Origin of the sequence: Ferrimonas sediminicola (assembly GCF_005116715.1) — a bacterium.
Classification (GTDB): domain Bacteria; phylum Pseudomonadota; class Gammaproteobacteria; order Enterobacterales; family Shewanellaceae; genus Ferrimonas; species Ferrimonas sediminicola.
Map to the genome: position 1 here is coordinate 153,138 of NZ_SWCI01000007.1, position 25,493 is coordinate 178,630.

Annotated in this window: 20 protein-coding genes; 16 read left to right on the forward strand and 4 right to left on the reverse strand. The window is 63.0% G+C overall.

From position 1 onward, the window contains the following. Nucleotides 1-18: 18 nt before the first annotated feature. The 7 genes from FCL40_RS12405 (at nt 19) to FCL40_RS12435 (ending at nt 9,472) form a co-directional block, all read left to right on the forward strand. Nucleotides 19-297, forward strand: coding sequence for a hypothetical protein (locus FCL40_RS12405; RefSeq protein ID WP_136853616.1), 279 nt, complete (start codon nt 19-21; stop codon nt 295-297). 173 nt (nt 298-470) lie between these two features. Next, entirely contained in the window at nt 471-1,355 is an 885-nt protein-coding gene (locus FCL40_RS12410) for an alpha/beta fold hydrolase (protein WP_136853617.1), read from the forward strand. Between the two features lie 100 nt (nt 1,356-1,455). Further along, nucleotides 1,456-3,141 (forward strand): long-chain-fatty-acid--CoA ligase FadD, encoded by a 1,686-nt coding sequence (fadD, locus tag FCL40_RS12415; RefSeq protein WP_136853618.1) that lies wholly within the window; start codon nt 1,456-1,458, stop codon nt 3,139-3,141. Then, nucleotides 3,138-4,253: a ribonuclease D gene (gene rnd, locus FCL40_RS12420; RefSeq protein ID WP_136853619.1), complete on the forward strand. Its 1,116-nt coding sequence runs from the start codon at nt 3,138-3,140 to the stop codon at nt 4,251-4,253. Before fadD (FCL40_RS12415) ends, rnd begins: the two co-directional genes overlap by 4 nt. A gap of 225 nt (nt 4,254-4,478) precedes the next feature. Beyond that, complete coding sequence (gene fadD, locus FCL40_RS12425) at nt 4,479-6,149, forward strand: long-chain-fatty-acid--CoA ligase FadD (protein WP_136853620.1); 1,671 nt, start codon at nt 4,479-4,481, stop codon at nt 6,147-6,149. A gap of 224 nt (nt 6,150-6,373) precedes the next feature. Then, complete coding sequence (locus FCL40_RS12430; RefSeq protein ID WP_136853621.1) at nt 6,374-8,281, forward strand: methyl-accepting chemotaxis protein; 1,908 nt, start codon at nt 6,374-6,376, stop codon at nt 8,279-8,281. Nucleotides 8,282-8,464: 183 nt separating this feature from the next. Next, nucleotides 8,465-9,472 carry an AraC family transcriptional regulator gene (locus FCL40_RS12435; RefSeq protein ID WP_136853622.1) on the forward strand — a complete coding sequence of 336 codons (1,008 nt, stop codon included), beginning with the start codon at nt 8,465-8,467 and terminating at the stop codon, nt 9,470-9,472. A gap of 16 nt (nt 9,473-9,488) precedes the next feature. Here the strand turns inward: FCL40_RS12435 and rimO are convergent, their stop codons facing one another. Continuing rightward, complete coding sequence (rimO, locus tag FCL40_RS12440) at nt 9,489-10,931, reverse strand: 30S ribosomal protein S12 methylthiotransferase RimO (RefSeq protein WP_136853623.1); 1,443 nt, start codon at nt 10,929-10,931, stop codon at nt 9,489-9,491. A gap of 101 nt (nt 10,932-11,032) precedes the next feature. After that, entirely contained in the window at nt 11,033-11,962 is a 930-nt protein-coding gene (locus FCL40_RS12445; RefSeq protein ID WP_136853624.1) for a LysR family transcriptional regulator, read from the reverse strand. Between the two features lie 109 nt (nt 11,963-12,071). On the opposite strand from FCL40_RS12445, the gene FCL40_RS12450 reads away from it, so the two are divergent. From FCL40_RS12450 to FCL40_RS12480, 7 genes are all read left to right on the forward strand, one after another. After that, nucleotides 12,072-12,251 (forward strand): hypothetical protein, encoded by a 180-nt coding sequence (locus FCL40_RS12450; protein WP_136853625.1) that lies wholly within the window; start codon nt 12,072-12,074, stop codon nt 12,249-12,251. Between the two features lie 2 nt (nt 12,252-12,253). Then, entirely contained in the window at nt 12,254-13,195 is a 942-nt protein-coding gene (locus FCL40_RS12455; protein ID WP_136853626.1) for a sodium-dependent bicarbonate transport family permease, read from the forward strand. Nucleotides 13,196-13,213: 18 nt separating this feature from the next. After that, nucleotides 13,214-13,693, forward strand: a complete 480-nt coding sequence (gene purE, locus FCL40_RS12460; RefSeq protein ID WP_136853627.1) for a 5-(carboxyamino)imidazole ribonucleotide mutase — start codon at nt 13,214-13,216, stop codon at nt 13,691-13,693. Next, nucleotides 13,690-14,820: a 5-(carboxyamino)imidazole ribonucleotide synthase gene (locus tag FCL40_RS12465; RefSeq protein ID WP_136853628.1), complete on the forward strand. Its 1,131-nt coding sequence runs from the start codon at nt 13,690-13,692 to the stop codon at nt 14,818-14,820. The genes purE and FCL40_RS12465 overlap by 4 nt, the downstream gene beginning before the upstream one ends. Before the next feature lie 126 nt (nt 14,821-14,946). Beyond that, nucleotides 14,947-16,389: an MBL fold metallo-hydrolase RNA specificity domain-containing protein gene (locus tag FCL40_RS12470; protein ID WP_136853629.1), complete on the forward strand. Its 1,443-nt coding sequence runs from the start codon at nt 14,947-14,949 to the stop codon at nt 16,387-16,389. Between the two features lie 324 nt (nt 16,390-16,713). Next, nucleotides 16,714-18,168: a methyl-accepting chemotaxis protein gene (locus tag FCL40_RS12475; protein WP_136853630.1), complete on the forward strand. Its 1,455-nt coding sequence runs from the start codon at nt 16,714-16,716 to the stop codon at nt 18,166-18,168. A 104-nt stretch (nt 18,169-18,272) separates the two neighbouring features. Next, nucleotides 18,273-18,719 carry a YaiI/YqxD family protein gene (locus FCL40_RS12480; RefSeq protein WP_136853631.1) on the forward strand — a complete coding sequence of 149 codons (447 nt, stop codon included), beginning with the start codon at nt 18,273-18,275 and terminating at the stop codon, nt 18,717-18,719. Nucleotides 18,720-18,765: 46 nt separating this feature from the next. Here FCL40_RS12480 and FCL40_RS12485 read toward each other — a convergent pair whose 3' ends face one another. Next, nucleotides 18,766-20,601 (reverse strand): M2 family metallopeptidase, encoded by a 1,836-nt coding sequence (locus FCL40_RS12485; RefSeq protein WP_136853632.1) that lies wholly within the window; start codon nt 20,599-20,601, stop codon nt 18,766-18,768. A 227-nt stretch (nt 20,602-20,828) separates the two neighbouring features. On the opposite strand from FCL40_RS12485, the gene FCL40_RS12490 reads away from it, so the two are divergent. Then, nucleotides 20,829-21,494 carry a TetR/AcrR family transcriptional regulator gene (locus FCL40_RS12490; RefSeq protein ID WP_136853633.1) on the forward strand — a complete coding sequence of 222 codons (666 nt, stop codon included), beginning with the start codon at nt 20,829-20,831 and terminating at the stop codon, nt 21,492-21,494. Beyond that, a complete protein-coding gene (locus FCL40_RS12495; RefSeq protein ID WP_136853634.1) occupies nt 21,491-23,770 on the forward strand; it encodes an acyl-CoA dehydrogenase in 2,280 nt (759 codons plus the stop codon). Before FCL40_RS12490 ends, FCL40_RS12495 begins: the two co-directional genes overlap by 4 nt. A 129-nt stretch (nt 23,771-23,899) precedes the next feature. Here FCL40_RS12495 and pyk read toward each other — a convergent pair whose 3' ends face one another. Next, nucleotides 23,900-25,336 (reverse strand): pyruvate kinase, encoded by a 1,437-nt coding sequence (pyk, locus tag FCL40_RS12500; protein ID WP_136853635.1) that lies wholly within the window; start codon nt 25,334-25,336, stop codon nt 23,900-23,902. Nucleotides 25,337-25,493 lie beyond the last annotated feature (157 nt).

The window sequence follows — 25,493 nt, forward strand, 5'->3', positions numbered from 1 at the left end:
GGAGACTGCGACACTGCCATGATCCATCAGGTTGGATTATCCTCCCAGGCCCCTTTTCCGGCGAAACCGCAGGGCAAGGGGAGCCCGGAGAAAGCCAAACAGGCTGAGCCGGCGGTCAAAACCGCCGAGCTGGTGGTGCCCAGCGATCCCCAGGGCTGGCAGGCATTTGCTGCCGGCCGAACCCGCCTGATCCAGGAACACCCCGACTCCCGGGCCATCTCCGCCTACATGGAAACCGCCAATCAGGGGCTGCGCCAGGAACTGCAGTCGATGATGGGGGTGGATCTCTACGTCTGACCCGCCCGCCGTCTGTTGAGACAGTTGCAATCTTTCATCGTCGCGATAGCTTATAGACTCTGACCCCAACTTCGAGCCTGACCCGCTCCAGGAGGGATGCATGGGAGCCCGTGTGCCGGCGACTGCCTGGGCCGGTGACATCACCCCGAACCTTGTCTAGCCGGAGAGCCCGCGTGACCACAGAGAGTGACCCCAGGGAGCGGCGCTTCCAACTTGAAAACCTGTCGCTGGCGGCGCTGGAGTGGGGCCCGCCTCAGGGCCCGCTGATCCTGGCACTGCACGGCTGGATGGACAACGCCCACAGCTTTGTCCCGCTGGCTCCGGCATTGGCCGCAATGGGTTATCGTGTGTTGGCGCCGGAGTTTCCCGGCCATGGTCACTCCGACCACCGCCCGGTGGGCAACTACTACCACTTCCTCGACTACCTCTATGATCTGCACCAGCTCTGGCCGCAGCTGGATGAGACGCCGGCGCTGCTGCTGGGGCACTCCATGGGCGGCATCCTGGCGGGGCTGTTTGCCTCCCTCTACCCGGAGCGGGTCTCGAGGTTGGCGATCATCGAGGCGATGGGCCCCCTGACCGCCGAACCCGGCGACAGCCTGGCGCGAATGCGGGCGGGCTTTGTCAGCCGGGACAAGGGGTTTCGGCCCCAGGGGTATCCGGATCTGGCACCGCTGGTCAAGGCCAGAGCCGCCGCCGGTGGGTTGGACGAGTCCCTGGCCCGGTTGCTGCTTGAACGAAACCTGAAACAGCGCGACGGGCTGTGGCACTGGCGTTCCGACCCACGGCTGCGCACCCGTTCGCCCTGGATGATGACCGAGGCCCAGGGGCAGCAGCTGATGTCGGACCTGCAGGCCGACACCCTGGTGGTGCTGGGGGAGGCCGGCTTCGACGGGCTCAGGGAGGCGTGGCCGGAGCGCCGGGGATGGCTGAATCAACCTCGGCTGAAACAGATTGGCGGCGGCCACCATTGCCATATGGAGTCGCCCCGGGAACTGGCGGCGCTTCTGGAACGGTTTATTGGTGTAAAAAGCAGCGAACACACCAACTTAGGTTAGGTTTCATCGCAGATGGCGGTATCATTGGGCCATCGACGTCGCGCCCCGCTGTCACTGAGGGCGCACAGACCCTAAGTCCTGTTCCAGAAAGGAGAACAGTGTGGACAAGGCATGGCTTAACAGCTATCCCGCCGGCGTTCCGGCGGAGATTCATCCCGAACAGTACCGTAACCTGCTTGACCTGTTTGAGCAGAGTTGTCACACCTACGCCGATCAGGTGGCCTTCATCAATATGGGGGCGGTGCTCACCTATCGTCGCGTCGAGGAGCAGAGCCGCGCCTTTGCCGCCTACCTGCAGAACGAACTGAAGTTGCAGAAGGGCGACCGGGTGGCGATCATGATGCCCAACCTGCTGCAATATCCGGTGGCCCTGCTGGGCGTGCTGCGCGCCGGCATGGTGGCGGTGAACGTCAACCCCCTCTATACCCCCCGCGAGTTGAAGCATCAGCTGAGTGATGCCGGCGCCAAGGCGATCGTGCTGGTGACCAACTTTGGTCAGAGCCTGCAGCAGATCGTCGACGATACCCCGGTCGAGCACGTGATCCTGACTAAGATCGGTGACCACCTGTCGGCACCCAAGCGCACCCTGGTGAACTTCGTGGTGAAGTACGTGAAGAAGATGGTGCCCAAGTACCACCTGCCCTACGCGGTGTCCATGCGCAAGGCGCTGGCGGTGGGGCGTCGGCTGCAATACATCAAGCCCAAGGTGGCCCTCGATGACATCGCGGTGCTGCAGTACACCGGCGGTACCACCGGGGTGGCCAAGGGGGCGATGCTGACCCACAAGTCGCTGATTGCCAACATGCTGCAGGCGGAGGCATTTTTTGGCTCTCTTATAGATGATGGCAGTGACTTGGTGGTGACGCCGCTGCCGCTGTACCACGTGTTTGCCAACACGGTGAACCTGCTGCTGTTCTTCAAGAAGGGCTGCCAGAACCTGCTGATCACCAACCCCAGGGACATGCCAGCCTTCCTCGGCGAGCTGAAGAAGTACCCCTTCACCGCGTTGACCGGGGTCAACACCCTGTTCAACGCCATGCTCAACCAGGAGGCGTTCCGCGAGCTGGATTTCAGTCATTTGAAGATCACTGTGGGCGGGGGCATGGCGGTGCAGCGAGCCGTGGCCGAGCGCTGGCAGGAGGTGACCGGCCAGCCGCTGATCGAGGGCTATGGCCTGACCGAGTGCTCGCCGGTGGCGGCGGCGGGCACCTATGATCAGAAGGAGTACACCGGCGCCATCGGCCTGCCGATCCCCTCCACCGAGATGCGGGCGGTGGACGACGACGGCAACCCGGTGAAGCCAGGCGAAACCGGCGAACTGCAGGTTCGCGGGCCCCAGGTGATGAAGGGCTACTGGCAGCGCCCCGACGAGACCGCCAAGGTGTTGACCGACGACGGCTGGCTGTTCACCGGCGACATCGGCTACATGGACGACAAGGGCCAGTTCTTTATCGTCGATCGCAAGAAGGACATGATCCTGGTGTCCGGCTTCAATGTCTTCCCCAATGAGGTGGAGGACGTGGTCGCCAGCCATCCCAAGGTGCTGGAGGTGGCTGCCGTCGGGGTGCCCCACGAGGTGTCCGGCGAGCTGGTGAAAATCTTCGTGGTGGCCAAAGATCCCTCCCTGACTGACAAGGAGCTGATTGCCCACTGCCGCAAGTCGCTGACCGGCTACAAGGTGCCTAAACTGGTGGAGTTCCGTGATGACCTGCCCAAGACCAACGTGGGCAAGATCCTCCGCCGTGAGTTGCGGGAAGAGCAGACCAAGGAGGCCACCGGCGTATGAGTGAACTGAGCTGGCAGTGGATCGATAGCGACGAGGGGCTGGCTCGGCTGTGCGACCAGGCCAGCCGAGCCGAGGCGGTGGCCCTGGACACCGAGTTTGTCCGCACCCGCACCCTCTATGCCCAGCTGGGGCTGATCCAGCTGTATGACGGGACCAACCTGGCTCTGGTCGATCCCCTGGCCATCGATGACCTGGGCCCCTTCTGGCGCCTGCTGGAGAACGAATCGGTGGTCAAGGTGCTGCACTCCTGCAGCGAGGATCTGGAGATCTTCGCTCAGCAGGGTGGGGTGCAGCCCAAGCCGCTGTTCGACACCCAAGTGGCCGGCGTGTTGTTGAACAAGGGCGCCCCCATGGGCTACGGCAAGATGGTCGAGGCCTACCTGGGGTTGGAGCTGGACAAGGGGGAGTCGCGCACCAACTGGCTGGCTCGCCCCCTGCGGGACAGCCAGCTGCAGTACGCCGCCGCCGACGTGCTCTACCTGCTGCAGATCTATCACACCATGAAGCAGGAGATCGCCGACGTTGGTCGCTATCACTGGCTGATGGAGGAGGGGGAGCGCCTGACGGAGGGGCGGCTGGCCCCGCCGGACCCACAAGCCGCCTATCTGAAGGTGAAAAATGCCTACCAACTGCGTCCGGAGCAGCTGGCGATCCTCAAGTCCCTGGCTGCCTGGCGGCTGGGGGTGGCCCAGAAGCGGGACCTGGCGCTTAACTTCGTCATCAAGGATGCGGCAATGCTGACTCTGGCCAAGCGGGCGCCCCGGAGCATCAACTACCTGACTCAGCTGGACTGCCTGACCGAGCGTGATGTGCAGCGCCATGGCAAGGCGATCCTGCGGGCGGTGGCCGAAGCCGATCTGGACAACCCACCCGAGCCGGTGGATCCCCTGTCTGCCGACCCGGCCTTTCGTGATGCCGCCAAGCTGGTGCGCAAGGCCCTGACCCAGGTGTGTGAACAGCAACAAGTGGCCACCGAGCTGATGGCTTCGAAGAAGCTGGTGCACCAGTACCTGAAGTGGCGGCTGGGCGGCGAGCAGGGTGAGCAGCCGGTGGTGTTGCGCGGCTGGCGCGGTGAACTGGCCCGCGGGAGCCTGGAGGAGCTGAGTCTCTGAGCCCAGGTGTTTGAGACGGGGACCCCATGGGGTCCCCTTTTTTGTGGGTTTTTCACCGCCTGTGGCGGTGGATAGCCAAATGGAATAAAGATGTTAATTGCATGTATATCAAGGCTGACAATTGCCCAAATATGTGTGATGATGCTCACGTTTATACGCCCGTTTAATACGGGCGATTAAAAATGAGAAGCGGCGTGGAGAAGCCGCGTGAACAAGGAGCGACACATGGAAAAGGTCTGGTTAGCGAGTTACCCCGAGGGCGTGCCGACGGAGATTGATCCCGATCGGTTCTCCTCACTGGTCGATCTGTTCGAACAGTCGGTAGCCCGCTTCGGAGATAAACCTGCCTTTATCAACATGGGAAAAACCATCACCTATAACGAGCTGGACAAGCTGAGCCGGGACTTTGCCGCCTACCTGCAACAGGATCTGAAGCTGACCCAGGGAGACCGGGTGGCGATCATGATGCCCAACCTGCTGCAGTATCCGGTGGCGCTGTTCGGTGTGCTGCGGGCGGGGATGGTGGTGGTGAACGTCAATCCGCTCTACACCGCCCGGGAACTGAAGCACCAGTTGACGGACGCCGGTGCCAAGGCGATTGTGGTAGTGTCGAACTTCGCCTCCACCCTAGAGCAGGTGGTGGATGACACTCCGGTGGAGCACGTGATCCTGACCAGGCTGGGGGACCAGCTCTCCCCGTTCAAACGCACTCTGGTCAACTTCGTCGTCAAATACATCAAGAAGATGGTGCCCAAGTACCACCTGCCCGACGCCCACTCCATGCGCAGCGCCCTCTATAAAGGCGGCCAGCGCCCCTTTACCAAGCCAGCCATCGACAACGGCGATCTGGCGTTTCTGCAGTACACCGGTGGTACCACCGGTGTGGCCAAGGGCGCCATGCTGACCCACAGGAACCTAGTGGCCAACCTGGAGCAGGTGAGCGCCTGGATAGGGCCCACCCTGACCGAGGGTGAGGAGATGGTGATCACCGCGTTGCCCCTGTATCACATCTTCGCCCTGACCTGTAACTGCCTGACTTTCATGAAGTTGGGCGGAACCAACCTGATGATCACCAATCCCAGGGACATGCCGCTGTTTATCAAGACCATCAGGCAGTACCCCTTCACCGCCATCACCGGGGTGAACACCCTGTTTAACGGCCTGCTCAATACCCCGGGATTTGACCAACTGGATTTCAGTAAGCTGAAGGTGGCCCTGGGGGGCGGGATGGCGGTGCAGGCCGCGGTGGCGGACAAGTGGCAACAGGTGACCGGATCCCGTCTGCTGGAGGGGTTTGGCCTGACCGAAAGCGCCCCCGTGGCCTCGGTGGCGCCCTACAACGCCAAGGGGTACGACGGCACCATTGGCCTGCCGCTGCCCTCCTGCGCCATCCGCCTGGTGGATGAGCAGGGCCAGGAGGTGGCTCTGGGTGAGCGTGGCGAGTTGCAGATCCAGGGGCCCAACGTGATGAAGGGGTACTGGCAGCGTCCCGAGGCGACCGCCGATACCATCTCACAAGATGGCTGGCTCTCCACCGGAGACATCGCCACCATGGATGAGCGGGGCTACTTCAAGATTGTCGATCGCAAGAAAGATATGATCCTGGTGTCGGGGTTCAACGTGTTCCCCAACGAAATCGAGGATGTGGTGGTGATGCACGAGGCGGTGGTGGAAGCCGCCGCCATCGGCGTGCCTAACCCCGCTTCCGGGGAGGTGGTGAAGGTGTTCGTGGTGGCCAAGCCCGGCACCAGTGAGGAGAGCATCATCCGTCACTGCAAGAAACACCTGACCGGCTACAAGATCCCCAAGATCATCGAATTCAGGGAGGAACTGCCCAAGACCAACGTCGGCAAGATCCTGCGGCGGGCGTTGCGGGAGGAGGAGCAGGCCGCCTGACATCTCTCTGTCATACTGGTTCGATAGTCTGAGCGGGATAGCTCATCTGTATTGATGCTGATTCCGTCTGGATTCGCTGCTGGCACCCCAAGGGGTGCCTTTTTTTATCAAATTTTTTCAATGTCTTGGCTCCAACCTGCCGGGACTCAGCGATTCTCACGGTTTGGAACGGGTTCCTGGCGTATAAGCGTTGGCACTTGTTATCCGCCTAGGGAGATTCCGCCGTGCACCATCTGGGGTTAAAGAGGACCATTACCCTGTACATCATCGTTCTGGTCACCCTCTGTCTCTGCTCGACCAACCTGTTGGGCTATCTCAATCTGAAGACCACGACCCAGGCCAGCGTCGACCGGGAGATGAGCGCTCGCACCCAGGAGGCGGCGCAGAAGATTCAGCGCTGGTTTCAGGCCAAAGCCGAGGGGGTGAGGGCGGTGGCGGAACACTACCGCCGGGGCGCACTGGAGGGTCGCTACGTGGCGACCGCCCGCCTGTCCACCGACAGCCTGGATCTCTACTCCATGTACTTCGCCTTCGAGGATGGCCTTGCCTACGCCAGTGCTGCCGAGGATGGGGTGTGGCACGACGGGGTGGCCGACCCCGGCCAGTATGATCCCAGGGGACGTGGCTGGTACAAGCTGGGACGCACGGCGCCGCAGGGTAAGCTGACGGAGATCTACACAGATGTGGTGACCGGCAAGCCGGTGATCTCGGTGGTGATCGATCTGGGGGACGGGGTGTTGTCTGGCGACATCGGGCTGGGCATTTTGCAGCAGACCGTATCCGAGGTGAGCCTGCCCGGGGTGGTGAGCTTTATCGTCGATGACTCTGGTACTGTGCTGGCGTCCAGTTCAAAGAGCCTGAAGAGCGGTGACAGGCTGGCGGATGCCGGACTTGAGGAGCTGGGCCAGACACTGGGGGCCCAGGTCACCAAGACCCGTTATCGCTTCGAGGGGGTGGATAAACTGGCCTACGCCAGTGCCATTGATCTGATCGGCGCGGAGCGCTGGCATCTGGTGTTCGCGCTGGAGGAGTCGGTGGCCTACGCGGCGTTGGAGTCGGCGGCAGTCAAGGCGGTGGTCACCTCTGTGGGGATGCTGGCCATTGGCGTGGTGCTGGCGGTGGTGGTGCTGAACTATCTCTACCGGCCGGTGCTGGAGCTGAAGGCGATGGTGGCCGACTTGACCCAGGGCAACGCCGATCTGACCCGGCGGCTGGCGGTCAAGGGGGAGGATGACCTGGCCCAGATCTCGCAAGGGATCAACCAGTTTATTGACCGGTTGCAGCAGCTGATGTTGCGTCTGCAGCATCACTCGCTGGAGATCGGCCGCAGCATTGAGGCCCTGGAGTGTCAAAGCAGTGAAAACCACGCCCTAATCGCTTCCCACCGAGGCGAAACCGACCAGGTGGTCTCGGCGGTTCAGGAGCTTAGCGCCACCTCGGCGGACGTGGCGGGTAATACCAATACCGCCGCCAGCTTTACCCAGGTGACCCATGAACTGGTGGGGCACTCCGAGCAGTCGGTAGGCCAGGCGACCGCGTCGGTCTCTCAATTGGTGGAGGAGATCGCCCTGACCGCCGATAACCTGGCTGAGATTGAGCGGGATACCTCCACCATCACCGACATCATCCGCACCATCGGCGAGATTGCCGATCAGACCAACCTGCTGGCACTGAATGCCGCCATCGAGGCCGCCCGGGCCGGCGAACAGGGGCGGGGGTTTGCGGTGGTGGCCGATGAGGTGCGGGCCCTGGCCGCCAGGACCCGAACCAGCACCGCCGAGATTGAGCAGAGCCTGATGAAGTTGCGTCAGGGTTCGGAGAGGGCAATCGAGTCGATGGGCCGCACCCACAGCCGTTGTGACGCCGCCACCGCCTGCACCTCCGACGTGGCCGACGAGCTGCGACAGATTGCCGACAAGGTGTCCCACATCAACGACCTCAATCGTCAGATTGCGACCGCGACCGAACAGCAGAGCTGCGTCAGCAACGAGGTGGCGGGCAATATGACCACCATAGGGCAACTGGCGGGGCAATTGGAGCGGAACGACGGGGCGGTGGTTCGTGAGACCCAGGCGCTGGCCCGGGCTAACGAGGGGTTCAACCGGGTGGTGGCAGAGTTCAGGCTCAGCTGACGACTCCGTCGTTGTAAATTTATGACGAATGCCGCTCTTGCGCCGGATCCCAATGTGGGGTCCGACTGGGTCGCGCCGGGCCAAATGCGGCCAGGAAGTGACCGCGGGAAGCCGCTGATGGTTGCTTTTGTTTGGAAACTTTGATCATATGTGGTCAGTCCTGAAAGCGGGGGGAGTGACAGCATGGGAGAGAAGCGGTATCCACTGGATGCCCGTTGGCGATATGCTTTCGAGCGGCTGGGTCTTGATGCCGGTACGGCCCTAAGTCGCGCCGGGCTGTCTCCCGAGGTGCTGGCAAACCCAGACAGCAGGCTCACCACATTGCAGTATCTTGGCCTGTGGCGCTCGCTGGAGCAGAGCCTGGCGCCGGGTCAGCTCAGTCAAAGCGTAGCCCAGTTCTGCAGCAGCACCTTCACCGCACCGATGATGGCGGCGCTGTGCTGCCCCACCTTGCTCGATGCCATTCGCCGGGTGGAGCGCTTCAAACCTTTGCTGGGACCGCAACGGCTTAGGGTGGAGGAGAGCGAGAACCGGGTCACCATTCGCCAGTACTGCGATCCCGACGCGTTGACCCTGCCTAACTCGCTGGTGGTGCTGGAGTGGCACCTGATCCTCAACCTGGCCCAGATGGCCACCAAGGTCGATCCCATAGTGGTCTCCCTGACCCTGCCCGAAGCGTGTCCCGAGGGACGTCAGCTGGCCGACAGCCTGGGACTGGAGCTGACCCTGGGCGAGGGCAATGCCCTGGTGCTGCCTAAGGGGGAGTGTCAGCGGCCGTTCATGACCCTCAACGACGCCATGTGGCAGCATTTCGAACCCGCCCTGCTGGCGCAGATCCGCACTTTGCATGCCCAGGGCGATTTCGCCAGCGAGGTCAAGGCGATCCTGCTGGAGTGCCTGCCGTCAGGGATGGTGGACAAGGAGCGGGTGGCCTCGAGGCTGGGGATCAGCCCCAGCACCCTGAAGCGCCGCCTGGGGGCGGAGAAACGCCCCTTCAAGGAACTGCTGGCCGAGACTCGCAAGGAGTTGGCCTGCCACTATCTGCAGCAGTGCCACCTGTGCCACACCGAGATCAGCCTGTTGCTGGGCTTCGACGACCCCACTAGCTTCTACCGGGCTTGCCAGCGCTGGTTTGGCCTGACCCCAGAAGGGATCAAGAACAAGCAGGCCGGCATAGTGCCGGCCTGGTAACGCGCGCGGGGCTGGGTTACCCCAGCTCCTCGATCTCGCCATCCTCGTCGCGGACGATGGTGGCGTAGAGGTCGTATTCGTTGGCGAACTCGATGGAGGCCCACACCATCTGGCCCATATCCACGTCAAACTCGCCGCCGAGGATCACCTTGCCGTCGATCTCCGGGGCATCGGAGTAGGCACGGGCGACGGCGCCCTCATCGTTGAGCTCATCGACAATCACCCGCATCTCGGTGCCCACCCGCGCCTGCAGGCGCTCGGCGCTGATGCGGGCCGCCACCGCCATGAAGCGCTGGAAGCGATCCTCCATCACCTCTTCGGGCACCAGCTCCGCCAGATCGTTGGCGACGGCGCCGTCCACCGGGCTGTACTTGAAGCAGCCGACCCGGTCCAGCTGCGCCTCCTCCAGCCACTCCAGCAGGATCTGGAAATCCTCTTCGGTTTCTCCGGGGAAGCCGACGATGAAGGTCGAGCGAATCACCAGGTCGGGGCAGATCTGCCGCCACTTTTTGATCTGCTCCAGGGTGCGCTCGGCTTTGCCGGGACGCTTCATCGCCTTGAGGATACGCGGGGACGCATGTTGGAAGGGGATATCCAGATAGGGCAGGATCTTGCCCTCGGCCATCAGCGGAATCACCTCGTCCACATGGGGGTAGGGATAGACGTAGTGCAGCCGCACCCAGATCCCCATCTCCGCCAGTTTCTGGCACAGTTCGGTCATGCGGGTCTTCACCGGCATGCCATTCCAGAAACCGGTCTTGTGCTTCACATCGACCCCGTAGGCACTGGTGTCCTGGCTGATCACCAGCAGCTCCTTGACGCCGGCCTCCTTAAGGCGCTTGGCTTCGTCCAGTACTTCGCCGATGGGGCGGCTGACCAGATCGCCGCGCAGGGCAGGGATAATGCAGAAGGTGCAGCGGTTGTTGCAGCCCTCGGAGATCTTCAGATAGGCGTAGTGACGGGGCGTCAGCTTGACGCCGTGATCCGGGATCAGCGAGGTCAGGGGGTCGTGTTGTGGCTTGGGCAGGTGCTGGTGGACCTGTTCCAGCACCATCTCGTAGGCATGGGGGCCGGTGATCCCCAGCACCTTGGGGTGCACCTGGCGAATCTCATCCTCTTTGGCGCCCAGGCAGCCGGTCACCAGCACCTTACCGTTCTCGCTCAGTGCCTCGCCGATGGTGTCCAGGGACTCCTGCACGGCGCTGTCGATAAAGCCGCAGGTGTTGACGATCACCAGGTCGGCGCCCTGGTAGGTGTTGACCACGTCGTAGCCTTCGGTGCGCAGCTGGGTAAGGATGCGCTCGCTGTCCACCAGGTTCTTGGGGCACCCCAGGGAGACGAAGCCGATGCGACTGCCGCTGCCCTGGCCCATGGCCGGAGCCACCTTGGTGGCGTGGGTGGTGCTGGGCTGCTCAGCCTTGGGCTGATCACTGCCGGGAACGAAGGTTTCGACGGTCATAGAGTCCTTTTTCTGTTCGCTGCTGGAATAAAGAGCGCGGATTATACCTGAGTCCGGACGATTGTGCATGGCGAAAAAGTGACCGGTTCGGGCTGGGCGATTCACTCGGTATCGGAGCGGGGACCATCCCGGCCGGGTTGGGCCGGCGAACCTTGCTCTGCCCACTGCAGGAAGGTGCGCGCCACCGGCGACAGGGGGTGGCCCTTGTGGTAGGCCAGGGACCACTGTGACGGTATCGGCAATCCCTCGACCGGCAAGATGGTCAGTCCGGTGTCGGCGCCGAACGCCAGGGTGTGTCTGGAGAGGATGGAGACCCCCAGGCCGGACATGACGGAGTGGCGGATGGCTTCGTTGCTCTCCACCGTCATCCGCACATTGAGTTTGATGCCGCGCCGCTTCAGGAACTTCTCCAGAGCATAGCGGGTACCCGATCCCTGCTCGCGGATCAGGAAGGGTGCCTGGGCGAACTCCTTCAGGGTCAGCCGCCGACGGCTGGCCCAGGGGTGGTCGCTGGCGGCGATGGCCACTAACGGATTGTCCAGGAAGGGGTGCAGGGTCAGCGGGGCGTCCTCTGGCGGATGGCTGAAGACGTAGAGATCGTCCTGCCCCTGGGAGAGGCGGTCAATCATCTGCTGGCGGTTGCCGACCTTGAAGTCGATCTCGATCAGTGGGTGACGCTCGCAGAAGTCCCCCAGCAGATGAGGAATAAAGTACTTGGCGGTGGTCACCACTCCCAGGCGCAGGGTGCCACGCTTCAGTCCCCTGAGGTCGTCCAGATCCATCTGCAGCCGCTCCAGGCTGCCCACCACCTCCCGCGCTGCCTGAACCGTTCGCTCCCCGGCGTCGGTGAGCCGAAGCCGTCGGCCAATCTGGTGGTAGAGGGGGAGGCCCACCAGGTCGGTGAGTTTCTTCAGCTGCATGGAGACCGTGGGCTGGGTCAGGTGCAGGTGTTCTGCCGCCGCGCTGACCGATCCGGCCTCCTGCAGGGCCAGGAGGATCTCCAGTTGGCGCAGGGTGGCTCTGATGCTCATCGGATTTCTCATATAGATAAACGTCTATGCAATATAAATGAAAATTCGATTTAACTCTATCTGTTTGGCGCGGCACACTGGCGCCGTTGCTGGAGTTAAGGAGAATCCCATGAATGTCCCGAAAGCGGTGTTTGAGTTGATGGTAGGCCTGTCGATACTGATCGGCGGGGTGACCGGGGCCGTCAATGGCGTGGTGGGCTGGGGGCTGGCGGTCACCGGGACCCTGTTGCTGACGGCGACTCTGGTTGCCCATGCCCGGACTCTGCCCCTGCGAGCCGGGGCCCGCTGACCATGGAGCTGGATATCGTAGTCGCCTTCTTCCTGTTCGGCGCCCTGGCTCAGCTGCTCCGGGCGGAACTGACGCTGCCCGACGGCTTGTACCAGAGCCTGGTGATCCTGTTGCTGCTGGCCATTGGCCTCAAGGGCGGCGTCGCCCTGTCGGAACACCTGACTCTGACCCTGGTGGCGCAGGGCGGCGCCATCGTGCTGATGGGGATCATAATGCCGCTGCTGGCGGTGCCGATCCTGTCCACCATCGGACGCTTCTCACGCGTTACCACCGCCACTATTGCGGCCCACTACGGATCCGTCAGCGTGGCCACCTATGCGGTCGCCGTCGCCTTCCTCGAGAGCCGGCAGATCCCCTACGAACCCTATTTTCCCCTGTTCGTTGCCCTGCTCGAGGTGCCGGCCATTGCCGTTGGCCTGTGGCTGGCCCAAGGGCGAGGCACGTTCTCCTCCGGAAAGGTCAGGCGCCATCAGTTGGTGCGAGAGCTGTTGCTCAACCAGGGGATGGTGCTGCTGATGGGCGGATTGCTTATCGGCTGGTGGGCCGGGGAGCGTACCGAACGGATCATGCCGCTGTTCGGCGATCTGTTTCATGGGGTGCTGGCGCTGTTCCTTCTGGCCATGGGCCAGAAGGCGGCGCAGCGGTGGCGCACCCTCGGCAGCGACGCCAGCTTCCTGGCCAGTTTCGGTGTGGCCATGCCGCTGCTGGGCGCCCTGTTGGGCAGCGCCTTGGCACTGATGCTGGGGTTGAGTGCCGGTGGCACCCTGTTGCTGGCGGTGTTGGCGGCGAGCGCCTCCTACATCGCGGTGCCCGCGGCCTTCTCGGTAGCCATGCCCAAGGCGGATCTCGGTCCCGCCATCACCGCCTCTCTGGGGGTGACCTTTCCCTTCAACGTGCTGGTGGGGATTCCCCTCTACAGTGCGTTGATCCAAACCTATCTCTAGATTGCACAAGGAGTTGTTATGTCACAGGCTCAAGTGAGCATCATCATGGGTTCCCAGTCTGACTGGACCGCCATGGAGGACGCCCTGGCCCCGCTGGAGACCCTGGGGATCGCCTATGAGACCCGGGTGGTGTCGGCCCACCGCACTCCGGATCGGCTGTACCGATTCTGCCAGGAGGCCCATCTGCGCGGGATCCGGGTGATCATCGCCGGAGCTGGGGGATCGGCCCACCTGGCGGGGATGGTGGCGGCCATTACCCATCTGCCGGTGGTGGCGGTGCCGGTGAGCAGCCGGGATCTCAAGGGGATGGACAGCCTGATGTCCATGGTGCAGATGCCCCGGGGGGTGGCGGTGGCCTGCCAGGGGATAGGCAACGCCTTCAACGCCGGACTGATGGCCGCCCAGATGCTGGCCCTGTCCGACCCCGAGCTGACCCGGCGGCTGATCGATTGGCGCCACAGCCAGAGTCAGGCGGTGGTCGAGGAGGTGCGGGGGTGAGGGTTGCCATCATAGGGTGTGGTCAGCTGGCGAGAATGCTGGCCCTGGCCGGCATCGCCCGGGGGCTGGAGTTCAGTTTCCTGGCGATGGAGGGGGAGGAGTGCACCCCGGTGCAGGGATTGGGGCCTGTGGTGCGATTCGGCGAGGGCCGCGATCTGAGCCGGCTGTATGCCGAACTGGGTGAGCCTCAGGTGATGACAGTGGAGCGGGAACAGCTGCCCCTGTCTCTGCTCCGCGCCCTGGACCGGTTGGCGCCGGTCCACCCCTCGCCGGACGCAGTGGCAATCTGCCAACATCGCCGGAAAGAGAAGTCGTTTCTGGGGGGGCTGGGATTGCCGACGGCTCCCTGGCGCCTGGTGGATGCCGACACCGATCTGATGGCGTTGGCTGGCGAGCTAGGCTGGCCCCTGTTTGTGAAAAGCTGTGAGCAGGGCTACGACGGCAAGAACCAGTGGTGCTTGACTGAGCACAGTACCGCCACGCCACCCTTGCCCGCCGGTAATGCCTACATCGCCGAGGGCGTCATCCGCTTCGATCGCGAACTCTCCCTGGTCGCCGTTCGGGGCCGAGACGGGCAGATGGCGTACTACCCGCTGACCGAGAACCGGCACCACCAAGGAATCCTGCACTGTTCGGTCGCCCCGGCCCCCGCCCTTTCGCCGGGATTGCAAGGGGTGGCGCAGGAGATGGCGACGACCCTGATGACGGCGATGGGGTACGTTGGGGTGTTGACCCTTGAGCTGTTCCAGGTAGGAAATCGGCTTATCATCAACGAGCTGGCCCCCAGAGTACACAACAGTGGTCACTGGACTCAGGATGGCAGCCAGACCTGTCAGTTCGACAACCATCTGAGGGCCATCACCGGTGCCGCCCTGGGCAGCACCAGTACCAGGGGTGGCGGGGCCAGTGCCATGATCAACCTGCTGGGGATGGCGTCGCCGCAGTCGTTGCCGAGCGCCAACACCCGGCTGCACTGGTACCACAAGCCGGTTCGGCCGGGCCGGAAGCAGGGGCACATCAACCTGGTGGGGGCGGATCGGGCCCAGGTGGAGGGAGAGATGACTCGATTGCTGAAACGGCTCTACCCCGGGATCCACCGCCGCCTGCAGCAGCCGGTGGCCCCCTAAAGGGGCGGGGCCCACCGGTTTGCCTAAACCTTGGACAAGGCGTAATACTGTAGAGGGAGAAAGGCGGGTGAGAGAAAGCTTTGACACGCCTTTTCAGGGAGATAACTGACGCCGGGAGGGCGCATTATGACAATGACCCTGACCTTTCTGGGCGCGGCCGGTGAAGTGACCGGCTCCTGCCATCTGCTGACTCTGGGGCACCACCGGGTACTGCTCGACTGCGGACTGATTCAGGGCAGTCGACAGGCCGAGGCGCGCAACCGGGAACCCTTCGACTTCGATCCTGGCGCCATCGATGCGGTGATACTGAGCCATGCCCATATCGATCACTCCGGCCGGCTGCCGCTGCTGGTGAAGCAGGGGTTTACCGGGCCGGTGTACACCCACAACGCCACCGCCGAGCTGTGTGACATCATGCTCAGGGATGCGGCGATGCTGCAGCGCCGTGATGCAGAGCGACTGAACAAGAAGCTGGAGGCCAAAGGGGAACCGCCAGTGGAGCCGCTGTTTACCGAGGAGGATGTGGATGCCCTGATGGGGTCGATGGTTCCCCTCGAGTACGGTCAGTTGCAGCAGGTGGTGCCCGGGTTGCGTCTGGTGCTGGAGGACGCCGGCCACATCCTGGGGTCGGCCATCGTCCAGTTGTGGCTCGAGCTGGGGGAGTGGCGGAAGAAATTGGTCTACAGCGGCGATCTCGGGCGCAAGGGGATGCCGGTGATCCAGGACCCCAGCTACATCGACAGCGCCGACCTGGTGGTGATGGAGAGCACCTACGGGGACCGGCTGCACCGCAGCCTGCCTGAGACCCTGGAGGAGCTGAAGGGGATCTTTGCCCGGGCCATCGAGACCGCCACGGGCAACATTCTGATCCCCGCCTTTTCCGTAGGCCGGGCCCAGGAGCTGCTCTACCTGCTCCACCTTAACGCCAGGGAGTGGGGCCTGGAGCGCTGGCGGGTCTACCTGGACAGTCCGATGGCCACCGAGGCGACCCGGGTCTATGTGCGTCATTTCCGCCTGTGCGACGATGAGTTCAGGGCCTTTACTCGTCAGCATCCTGGCCGCCACCCGCTGTTGTCCAACATCGAGTTTATTCAGACCACCGAGGAGTCCATGGCATTGAACGAGGTGGACCGGGGGATGATCATCATCGCCGGCAGCGGCATGTGCACCGGCGGTCGTATCCGCTGCCACCTGGAGCACAACCTGTGGCGCAAGGAGGCGGATGTGATCATCTGTGGCTACCAGGCCAAGGGGACGCCGGGGCGGGCGCTGGTGGATGGCGCCCAGAGCCTGAAGATCGCCGGAAAACCGATCGAGGTTCGGGCCAGGATCCACACCCTGGGGGGCCTCTCGGCCCATGCTGACCGCGATGAGATGACCGACTGGTACCGTCATATCAGCGGTACTCCGCCGGTGGTGCTGGTCCATGGTGAGCCGGAGGCACAACAGAGCTTTGCCGAGCACCTGTCCCAATACAGCCGTCATCTGGTGGTGGCCCAGCGTCACGACTGCGTCGATCTGACCGCCCTACCGGAACTGGTGTGGTTGGGACCGGCGAAGGATGATTAAACCCTGGTCGTGTGAACCTCATTTCGGAATTCTCGATTCAAGCCCCAGGTGTCACAGGTCGATAACAGGGCCATAGGGGACGGCGCGCGATCGATCTGGCTGTAGTGATACTAAACCGAGTTAAGCAGTTGTGCTTTTATTACAGTCATGGCCATATTCACCCCCAAAAAAATGGATGGCGCCCCCAAAAATGCCGCTGTTTATGTGATCAAAACTACTGAAACGTAAATTGCATAAACTTTAGTATTGCTCAGCGGCTGCGGGAAAATACAAAAGCAAGCGCCAAAAATGTTAACGCCAATGTAAGAGCGTATGAGGGGTCACATGAGAGAAGTAGAGTTCAGAACCATAGACAGGTTGTTTATCAAACTGACGCTGAACGAGAAGTTTTGGATACTGTTCCTGATGGCCGCCCTGGCGGTGATGGGGGTGGCCACAAAGGGATACCTGGAGGTCAGCCAGATGGCCGAGCAACGGAGCCTGGCACAGGCCCAGGGGCGGTTGTCGGCGGCGGTCGAGGCCGTCGACGCCCTCGAGGGGGAGGCCCGCGATCAGGTGGCCCGGGCCCTGGGACTGAAGCTGACCGTCCCGGGCGGTGAACCCCGTCGCCATGAGAACCGCATCATCCTCAGTGCCCCCCTGGCTGCCGGAGGCCAGGGTGAACTCAGCATGGCGATCCCCGCCGAAGAGGCGGCAACCAAGTCTGATGCCCTCACCCGCGTTGGCCTCGCCTCGCTGCTGCTGCTGCCCATCGCCCTGTTCTCCTACTGGCTGGCCACCTTCCTGGGCGGAGCGCTGTGGGTGAAGCACCAGGCGATCCAGCGTATCGCCGACGGCGATTTGACCTCTCGGCTTGGGTTCCATGTGGGCCGTGAGGAGTTTGGCATCATCGGTCATCAGTTGGACCGCACCATGGACACCCTGAGTGAACTGGTCAGTACGGTGCAGCACAGCTCCGCCACCCTCAACCAGAGCGCCTCGGTATTCAGTGCCGACAGCCGCAACAGCCAGGAGCAGATCACCTCTCAGTACGGCTCACTGGACTCTGTGGCCACCGCCATGGAGGAGATGAGCGCCACCGCCAAGGATATTGCCAATCTGGCACAGCAGACCTCCGAGCGCCTGGAGCAGGATGGCCATAAGGTGGCCCAGAGCAACGACAAGGTGCAGAACGCCATCATCGAGACCAATGAACTGGCGGACAAGACCGATGCCGCCTCGGTAACGGTGAACAACCTGACCGCCAAGGCCACCGAGATCAATGAGGTGATCACCACCATCAACGCCATCAGCGAGCAGACCAACCTGCTGGCCCTGAACGCCGCCATCGAGGCCGCCCGGGCCGGAGAGCAGGGCCGAGGCTTTGCGGTGGTGGCCGATGAGGTGCGTACCCTGGCCAGTCGCACCCAGCAGGCCACCGTCGAGATCCAGACCATGATCGACAACCTGCAGACCGAGACCCGCGGCATCTCGGAGATCACCTCCCACACTCTGAAGCAGGCGCACCACAGCCGGGAGCTGATCAGCGAGATAGGCCAGGATGTGAACGCCATCGCCGATTCAGCCCGGCAGGTGATGGAGATGAGCGCCCAGATTGTGGCGGCGGTGGAGCAGCAGACGGCGGCGGCCAACGACATCGCTTCCGAGCTGTACGACATCCGCGGCCAATCCAACGCCATCCGTACCAGCGCCGAGCAGTCGGCGGTGAGCGTCAGCGAACTGGCGGAGAGCTCGCTGCAGCTGGGGGAGATCCTGAAGAAGTACCGCACCCAGGCTTAACTGGCTGGGAGGACAGCGGGGAGCCTTGGCTCCCCTTTTTTGTGCTTGTGTCACGCCGGCCCAGGGGATACCCTGCGGGCAGACAAGCCATATGAGAGACCGACATGACCATCTGGGTGGATGCGGACGCCTGTCCCGTCGTCATCAAAGAGATTTTGTTCCGCGCCGCCGAGCGCACCCAAACCCCGCTGGTGCTGGTGGCGAACCGGGGCATGCGCACCCCGCCCTCAGCCTGGATCCGGGTGCAGGTGGTGCCCGCCGGTTTCGACGTGGCGGACAACGAGATCGTCAGGCAGGTGCAGCCGGGGGAGATGGTGATCACCAGTGATATCCCGCTGGCGGCGGAGGTGATCGAGAAGGGGGCGGAGGCGCTCAGCCCACGGGGTGAGGAGTTTACTGCCCAGAACATCCGCGGCCGCCTCAACATGCGCGACTTCATGGACACCATGCGGGCCTCCGGCGTGCAGACCGGCGGGCCGCCGCCGCTGAGTCAGCAGGAGCGCCAGGGGTTTGCCAACGCCCTGGACCGCTACCTGGCAAAGCAGAGGTAAAAAGAACCCGGCCATCTGGCCGGGTTCTTTCGTCTCTGGGGCCGGTTTACCAGCCGCACTGGCGGCCGGCGGCCTGGTTCTGCTGATCCAGCCAGGTGTGCAGTGGCTTGAAGTAGTTGAGGATGGCGTCGCCGCTCATCTTCTCAGAACCGGTCACCATCGCCAGGGTCTGGGGCCAGGGCTGGGACAACCCGGACTCCAGCATGGCGTTCAGCTTGGCGCCCGCCTCTTTGTTGCCATAGATGGAGCAGCGGTGGATGTCGCCCTGATAGCCGGCGGTGTCGCACAGGGACTGGTGGAACTGGAATTGCAGGATGTGCGCCAGGAAGTAACGGGTGTAGGGGACGTTGCCGGGAACATGGTACTTGGCACCGGGGTCGAAGTCCGCCTCGGTGCGTGTCACCGGCGCCGCCACTCCCTGGTACTTGGCGCGCAGCTCCCACCAGGCCTGGTTGTAGTTGTCCGGGGTGATCTCGCCGGAGAACACCTTCCAGCGCCACTGGTCGATCATCAGGCCGAAGGGCAGGAAGGCCACCTTGTCCAGGGCCTGGCGCAGCAGCAGGCCGATGTCGGCATCGGCACTGGGCACCTGATCCAGCAGGCCGATCTGCTTCAGGTAGCTGGGAGTGATGGAGAGGGCGATGGTGTCGCCGATCGCCTCGTGGAAGCCGTCATTGGCGCTGTCTTTGAACAGGAACGGCTGGTCCTTGTAGGCACGCTGGTAGATGTTGTGCCCCAACTCGTGGTGGATCACCACGAAGTCCTCGGCGTTCTTCTGGATGCACATCTTGATGCGGATGTCGTCCTCGTTATCCAGGTCCCAGGCGCTGGCGTGGCACACCACGTCGCGGTCCGCAGGCTCGGTAAACAGGGAGCGATCCCAGAAGGTCTGGGGCAGGGGATCGAAGCCCAGGGAGGTAAAGAACCCCTCCGCCTGCTCGACCATCCTGACCTCGTCGTAGTCGTGCTCCGCCAGCAGGGCGGTCAGGTCGTAACCGGGATCGGCCTGGTTCGGGGCCACCAGATCGTAGATGTTGCCCCACTGCTGGGACCACAGGTTGCCCAACAGGTGGGCGGGGATCATCCCGTCCTGGGGTACCACATCGGTGCCGTACTCCTCAGCCAGTTTGCCGCGCACGTAGCAGTGCAGGGCGTCATACAGCGGCTTGACCTCGCCCCACAGGGCGTCCAGCTCCCCGGGGAACTGTTCGGCGGGCATGTCGTACTTGGAGCGCCACAGCTGGCCGACATCCTCATAGCCCAGCTGCCTGGCGCCTTCGTTGGCCAGTTCCACCTGGCGGGTGAACAGCGGCCGCATCGGCTTGGCGATCTCTCGCCAGCCCTGCCAGATATCCAGCAGCTGCTCGGGATCCCGGGAGGTGGCCATCAGGGCGGAGAGTTGGGGCTGACTCAGGCACTCACCGCCCTTCAGGCAGTGGCGGCCCTTGCCGTACAGCCCGCCGAGTTCGGCGTTGAGTTTGGCCAGTTCTTCGCTCTTGGCCGGGCTGACGGGGGAGGGCAGGACGATGGTGCGCTTGAGCACCTCCAACTTGCGCAGCTCATCGTCGGTCAGGCCGCGGGTGTCGGCGGTGGCGGCCCGGCTGGCGTACTCCACCGCCTTGTCGTTGAAGCGGCGCTCGGCGTCGGAGGCCAGGGCGGCGGTGTCTTCGGTGATGAAGTTGCTGTAGATCCAGGAGGCGCGGCTGGCCTCCTCGACCAGATTGGACAGATCCGCTTCGGCGGCGGCGATAAACTCGCTGGTGCCGGAGTCGGGAGCCTGGGTGGTTGCGGCCTTGTCGTTGGTTTTTTCGGCCGGCGCGCAGGCGGTGAGCAGAGCCAGTGCCACGGCCGACAGGGCCATGGGGGTTCGCTTAAGAGCCATAGAGCTTTCCTTTGCTTGTGGTTGTTGATCTGAGCCGCATTCTAGTATGCCTGCCGCCGTGTGAAAAGCGACACAGGCGCCTGACCCAGGTTCGGCGGGGATCTGTGGCTAACGGCCGGAAAAGAGGGGAATATTCCGGAGTTCAAACAGTTTCGGCCGGGCTGCTTTGACATTACCCAGCCCCCAGAGTAAGTTAAAACAAGTGTTTTAATCAGGAAGACGCACACATGTCTAATAAGCAAGGTACAAAATCCCGTATCTTGGACGCCGCGGAGAGGCTGTTTGCGGAGAGGGGCTTTGCCGACACCTCACTACGGCTGATCACCAGCAAGGCGGAGGTGAACCTGGCCTCGGTGAACTACCATTTCGGTTCCAAGAAGGAACTGATCCAGGCGGTGCTGGCGCGCTACCTGGACCAGTTTATGCCTGCCTGTGAGCAGGCCCTGGCCGAGCTCGATGGTCAGTCGGAGCTGAGCGTGTCCGCCATCTTCGAAAGCCTGGTGCAGCCGCTGCTCTCCCTGGACCAGCTGCGTCACCGCGGTTCCACCATCTTCCTGCAGCTGCTGGGCCGCGGCTATATCGAGAGCCAGGGCCATCTGCGCTGGTTTGTCACCACCCATTACGGTCGTCCGCTGGAGCTTATCGTCAAGCTGATCCACCAGGTGGATAAGGATATCGACGATGCCGAGCTGTTCTGGCGACTGCACTTTACCCTGGGTACCATGGTGTTCACTATGGCTTCGCTGGAGGCCCTGAATGACATCGCCCAGGCCGATTTCGATCAGCACAACAACGTGGAGTCGGTGATCAAGAGACTGATCCCCTATGTGGCCGCCGGCGTGGTCGCCCCGGCTCCCCATCTGTCAAGGACACAGATTAAGGAAGTATCATGACGACGCTGTTTATCCTGGTAATCATTGCCCTGCTGCTACTGTTTGGCGTGACGGACATTCGCCGACAGTTTATCACCAAGCCGGTGTTTTCCTTCTTTACCAAGGTGCTGCCACCGCTGTCCCAGACCGAGCGGGAAGCGATGGAGGCGGGCACCGTGTGGTGGGACGGCGAGCTGTTCTCCGGTCGCCCCGACTGGCAGCAGTTGCACGCCATGCCCGCACCGGAATTGACCGGTGAGGAGCGCGCCTTCCTGGAGAACCAGGTGACCACCCTGCTGAGGATGCTGGATGATCACCAGACGGTTCAGCAGGACAAGGATCTGCCCAAGGCGGTGTGGGACTACCTGAAGCAGGAGCGCTTCTTTTCGATGATCATCCCCCGGGCCTATGGCGGCCTGGAGTTTTCGGCGCTGGCGGCGTCCACCATTGTGGCGCAGATCGCCTCGCGCAGCCTGACCGCCGCCATCACCGTGATGGTGCCCAACTCCCTGGGCCCAGGTGAGCTGCTGTCCCACTATGGGACCGAGGAGCAGAAGCAGCGCTGGCTGCCCGGCCTGGCCGACGGCACCGAGGTGCCCTGTTTTGCCCTGACCGGTCCGGAGGCCGGATCCGACGCCGGCGCCATCCCGGACAGCGGCGTGGTGTGCATGGGCGAGTATCAGGGCGAGGAGGTGCTGGGCCTGAAGCTGAACTGGGACAAGCGCTACATCACCCTGGCGCCGGTGGCGACAGTATTGGGATTGGCGTTTAAGATGCGTGATCCCGACGGGCTGCTGGGTGACAAGAGGGAGATTGGCATCACCTGTGCGCTGATCCCGGCTAATCACCCGGGGGTTGAACTGGGCCACCGTCACAACCCGCTGAACATGGCCTTTATGAACGGCACCACCCGCGGCCGAGATGTGTTCATCCCCATGGATTGGATCATCGGCGGCCCGGATTACGCCGGTCGTGGCTGGCGGATGCTGGTGGAGTGCCTCTCCGCCGGGCGCGGCATCTCGCTGCCGGCCCTGGCGACCTCGGCAGGCCACCTGGCGACCCGGACCACCTCCGCCTACTGCGGCGTGCGCCAGCAGTTCGGGGTGAACATCGGTCAGTTCGAGGGGGTTCAGGAGGCGTTGGCCCGCATCGTCGGCAACACCTACCTGCTGGAGGCGGCCCGCAAGATGACCGTGGGTGCCATCGACATGAAACAGAAGCCCTCGGTGGTCACCGCCATCGCCAAGTACCACATGACCGAGCTGGGGCGCGCCATCATCAATGACGCCATGGACATCCACGGCGGCAAGGGAATCCAGCTGGGTCCCAAGAACTACCTCGGCCATCAGTATATGGCGCAGCCGGTGTCGATCACCGTCGAGGGCGCCAACATCCTCACCCGCAACCTGATGATCTTCGGCCAGGGGGCGACCCGCTGTCACCCCTATGTGCTGTCGGAGATGGAGGCGGTGGCCATGGAGGACAAGGAGCAGGCACTGAAGGTGTTCGACGGCCTGCTGCTGTCCCACATGATCCACGGCGCCCGCAACGCCCTGGTCTCCCTGAGCAGTGCCCTAACTGGATCCCGGTTGAACTCGGCCCCGGTGGCCGGCGATACCGCCCGGCACTACCGTGACCTGGGCCGCCTCAGTGCCAACCTGGCGCTGATGTCGGACCTGGCGATGGCCACCTTGGGCGGCAGCCTCAAGCAGAAGGAGATGATTTCCGCCCGTCTCGGCGATGTGCTGAGTCAGCTCTACCTGGCGTCGTCGGTGCTGCGCCACTACGAAGCGGAGGGGCGTCAACAGAGTGACCTGCCCCTGGTGCACTACTCGGTGGCGCGCTGCACCCACCTGGCGGCGGAGGCGATGGAGGAGGTGATCCGCAACTTCCCCAGCCTGCCGGCGCGCTGGCTGGCTAAGGTGCTGATCTTTCCTGTCGGCAACCATTTCCATGGGCCGTCAGATGAACTGGCTCAGCGGGTGTGCGCCACCGTGGCCCAGCCCGGGGTGCTGCGTGAGCGACTGACCCACCTCTGCCCCATGCCGGAAGGGCTGCAGGATGGCATCAGCGAGGTGGAGTCCGCGTTCCTGGCGCTGCACAAACAGCAGCCGCAGATGAAGAAGATCAAACAGGCGATGCGCCAAGGCACCCTGGCCAAGCAGGCGATCACCCCGGAGGTGATCGACCGGGCCAGGGAGGAGCAGGTGCTGACCGAATCGGAAGCCAAGGATCTGCTGGACGCCTGGACGCTGCGTACCGCCGCCATCGAGGTGGATGAGTTCGCCACCCTGTAGGGAAGCACCGATGAGAGGGGCCGGCACTATGCCGGCCCTTATTTTGGGAGCGTGTCAGTGACCGGCGCCGCTGCGTCCGGGCACAAAAAAGGGTTGGCCAAGGCCAACCCTTTTCAGGGGGAGGAGTGATTAGTCGACCACCACCACCTTGGTGGTGTTGGTGCCGCCGATGGTTTCCATCATGTCACCCTTGGTCACCAGGACCATGTCACCGCTCTCCAGCAGGCCGGCCGCCTTGATCTCGGCGATGGCCGCAGACACCATGTGACCGGCTTGATGCTTGGTGGAGTCGAAGCTTACGGGGTAGACGCCACGGTACAGGGCCATGCGCGCCAGGGTGGAGCTGTGACGAGACAGGGCGATGATGGGCAAGCCGGAGGTGATGCGGCTCATGATCATCGGGGTGTTGCCGGACTCGGTCAGCGCCACAATGGCCTTGACGCCTTCCAGGTGGTTGGCGGCGTACATGGTGGCCAGGGCGATGGTCTCTTCAACGGTCTTGAAGCGCTCGTCCAGACGGTGGCCGGAGACCTGAACCCTGGGGTTCTTCTCGGCGCCGATGCAGACGCTGACCATCGCCTTGACGGTCTCTTCGGGGAAGTCGCCGGCGGCGGTCTCGGCGGACAGCATCACGGCGTCGGTGCCGTCGAGCACGGCGTTGGCCACGTCCATCACCTCGGCTCGGGTGGGCATGGGGTTGGAGATCATCGTCTCCATCATCTGGGTCGCGGTGATCACCACCCGGTTCAGCTGACGGCAGCGGGCGATCAGCTTCTTCTGAACCCCCATCAGTTCGGCGTCGCCAATCTCAACACCGAGGTCGCCACGAGCCACCATGACGGCGTCGGAGGCCAGGATGACGTCGTCCATCGCTTCGTCGGTGGCAACGGCTTCGGCACGCTCCACCTTGGCGACGATGTGGGCGTTGCAGCCGGCTTCGCGAGCCAGTTCGCGAGCGTAGTGCAGATCCTCTCCGGTACGGGGGAAGGAGACGGCCAGGTAGTCCACACCGATCTTGGCGGCGGTCTTGATGTCAGCCTTGTCTTTCTCGGTCAGGGCCGCTGCGGACAGGCCGCCGCCCTGCTTGTTGATGCCCTTGTTGTTGGACAGGGGGCCAGCCACGGTCACGGTGGTGATCACCCGGTTGCCTTCCACCTTCTCTACGCGCAGCTGAACTCGGCCGTCATCGAGCAGCAGCACGTCGCCGGTCTCGACATCCTGGGGCAGGTTCTTGTAGTCCAGACCGACTTGATGCTCATCGCCTTCGCCCTTGGCAAGATCGCTGTCCAGCACAAAGGTATGGCCCAGGGGCAGGTTGATCTTGCCCTCTTTAAAGGTGGACACCCGGATCTTGGGACCCTGGAGGTCACCCAGGATGGCCACGTGGAGGTTGTGCTTGGCGGCAAGCGCTCGTACCTCGTCGGCGCGCTTGATGTGATCCTCGGGGCTGCCATGGGAAAAGTTCATCCGTACGACGTTGGCGCCGGCCTTGATGATCTTCTCCAGGTTGCCGACGCGGTCAGTCGCTGGACCCAACGTGGTTACGATCTTAGTTCTTCTGAGCATAGGTAACTCCATCAGAATACTGGCTCTAAAGTTTAAATAGATGAAACTCGCGGCCTGGTGGCTGAAAGTTCAACATGAAAGAAAATTACGTAAATTATAGATGTTGCTGCATGACAAAAATGTGACCTGGCGCAAGGTCGACAAGCCTAAGGAAGCA